At 60.0% G+C, this 2,153-nt stretch carries 2 protein-coding genes and 1 tRNA gene; 1 reads left to right on the top strand and 2 read right to left on the bottom strand.

Going from position 1 to position 2,153, the window contains the following annotated elements:
* Window positions 1–170 precede the first annotated feature (170 nt).
* Window positions 171–246 (top strand) — tRNA-Thr (locus Q0349_RS12020).
* Window positions 247–795: 549 nt separating this feature from the next.
* Here Q0349_RS12020 and Q0349_RS12025 read toward each other — a convergent pair.
* Window positions 796–1,524 (bottom strand): SDR family NAD(P)-dependent oxidoreductase, encoded by a 729-nt coding sequence (locus tag Q0349_RS12025; protein WP_298081245.1) that lies wholly within the window; start codon window positions 1,522–1,524, stop codon window positions 796–798.
* Window positions 1,521–2,153: rRNA adenine dimethyltransferase family protein (locus tag Q0349_RS12030; RefSeq protein ID WP_298081246.1), on the bottom strand; the 633-nt coding region annotated here is incomplete at its 5' end. The genes Q0349_RS12025 and Q0349_RS12030, both read right to left, overlap by 4 nt.

A 2,153-nucleotide genomic window follows, 5' to 3' on the forward strand; every position in this document is an offset into this window, starting at 1 on the left:
TTTCCCTAAAAAATGGCTCCGCCATTTTTTAGGGTGCCCGGTCAGGCGGCGCAACGCCGTACAGGGCTTTGTGAGGATTGCTATAATACTGCCGTTTCGGGTGATTATGCCTGATAGTACGATTATAGGTTGCCAGTTAATGCGGTTATGTGTATGATTGCGTCGGCTTCGCCGGTGTAGCTCAGTTGGTAGAGCAGCGCATTCGTAACGCGCAGGTCATGGGTTCAAGTCCCTTCACCGGCTCCAGGCATTTTTCTCCTTCATATTTTGCCCCGCTTGTGCGGGGCTTTTTTATGGTTCAAAAGATACGCTGTCCTGCTTACCGAGTTCGGCTATAGCCATTCTCACAAAGTTCTGTACGGCGTTGCGCCGCCTCGCCCCTCGCCGTACAGAACGCTGCATCACCCATAATTAAGGGCGAACATTCCCTCAAAATAGTCTGCTGGCCTGACGCACTTGCTTGTGTTGGTGCAAAACCAGTGCTGCAATAATCGTCGTTATGATTTGGGAATATCAGGAAACGCCTTTATAGAAAAGCAAATTTTGTACAAATTTCTTGTCTGCAAAATGATTCAACTCAGTCTTTTCCCATCACAAACTCAGATCCGATTTTGTGCGTCATTTAATACTGAAGTAAAAACGACGCAGCGACAGCGTTATAGCGATACTCACAAAGTTCTGTACAAGGCGCGCCGCTGAAGACAGTACATTTAAGTACGGCAAAGCGGCGCAACGCCGTACAGGGCTTTGTGAGGATTGCTATAAATCTAAATGGTATGGCAAGCCCACCATAATTCAGGAAATGTCGAACGTGCGGATGTCGGTGACGGGTTCGCGGGCGAAGGCGTCGCTTTGGCAGTAGGCGAGGATTTGCGCGGCGGTGTCGCTGGCGCTTTGCAGTTTGCCGTCGGCGTGCAGCGCGGCGAATTGTGCGCGCAGCGGGAAGGCGGGGTCGGCGCGCATCCCCGCCTGCATCGCGGTATCAACCACGCCGGGAGCGAGGCTGGTGATGCGCACGCCTTCGGCGGCGGCATCGGCAGCGTGGCGGTCAAGCGCTGCCTTGCTTGCGCCGTAGATGCTCCAGCCAGGGTAGGGTTTGCGCGCCGCGCCGCTGCTGATGTGGACGATGCGTACGTTGTCGCGGTCGCGTGCGTGGGCGAGGACGGCGTTGGCAAGGATCAGCGGCGTGGTGATGTTGAGGTTCACCGCGTGGGTGATGGCATCGTCGGGCTGCGTGCCAAGCGGCGCGGAGGGGGCGACGGTGCCAGCGTTGTTAAACAGCCAGAGGGTTTCCGCCGTCTGGCAGGTGTGGCGGAAGGCGTCGCTGCGGCTGTAGTCAAGCACGACTTGCGGGTCGGCCAGATCTATCGCGGTTTCTTGCAGTTGACCGGGGTAGGTAGCGGCAAGTTCCGGGTTGTTGCGCCGGGCAAGGCCGATGACGCGCGCGCCGTATTGCAGCCAGGCGGCGGCGAGGGCGGCACCGAGGCCGTGGCTGTGGCCGCTGATGATGACGGTGGGGTTCATGCTTTTTCCTGTTGGTGGCGCGCGTTGGCGAGGCGGGCGAAGGCGGCGCCGTCCAGGGTTTCGGCACGCGCGGTCGGGTCGATGGCGAGCGCGGCGAGGTCGTCGGCCGTCAGCCAGTGGGCGAAGGTTTTGCGCAGCATTTTGCGGCGCTGGGCGAAGGCAAGGCGCACGGTCTCGTCAAAGGTGGCGAGGTCGTCTATCTGCCAGGCGGGGGCGGCGCGCGGCACGAGGCGGACGACGGCGCTATCGACTTTCGGCGGCGGGTCGAAGGCGTCCGGCGGGATGTCAAACAGCGCGGTGGTTTCGCACCACAGTTGTGCCATCAGGCTGAGGCGTCCCCAGGTTTTGCTGCCGGGCGCGGCGGTGATGCGGTCCACGACTTCTTTTTGCAGCATATAGTGCATGTCGTGGATGTGCTGGCGCTGGGCGAGGCAGTGAAAGAGGATGGGCGAGGAGAGGTTGTAGGGGAGGTTGCCGACGAGGCGGAGTTTTTTTGTTGCTGGCGCGGCGTGTTCGTTGCCCGGTTCGGCAGCTGCGGTATGCGGACTAACTTCACCCCCACGGGGGGAGGAGGGCGTACTTGTCGCTGACGCGGATTGTTTGCTGCCCCCACCCCGACCCTCCCCCAC

Origin of the sequence: uncultured Cardiobacterium sp. (assembly GCF_938028185.1) — a bacterium.
GTDB lineage: Bacteria > Pseudomonadota > Gammaproteobacteria > Cardiobacteriales > Cardiobacteriaceae > Cardiobacterium.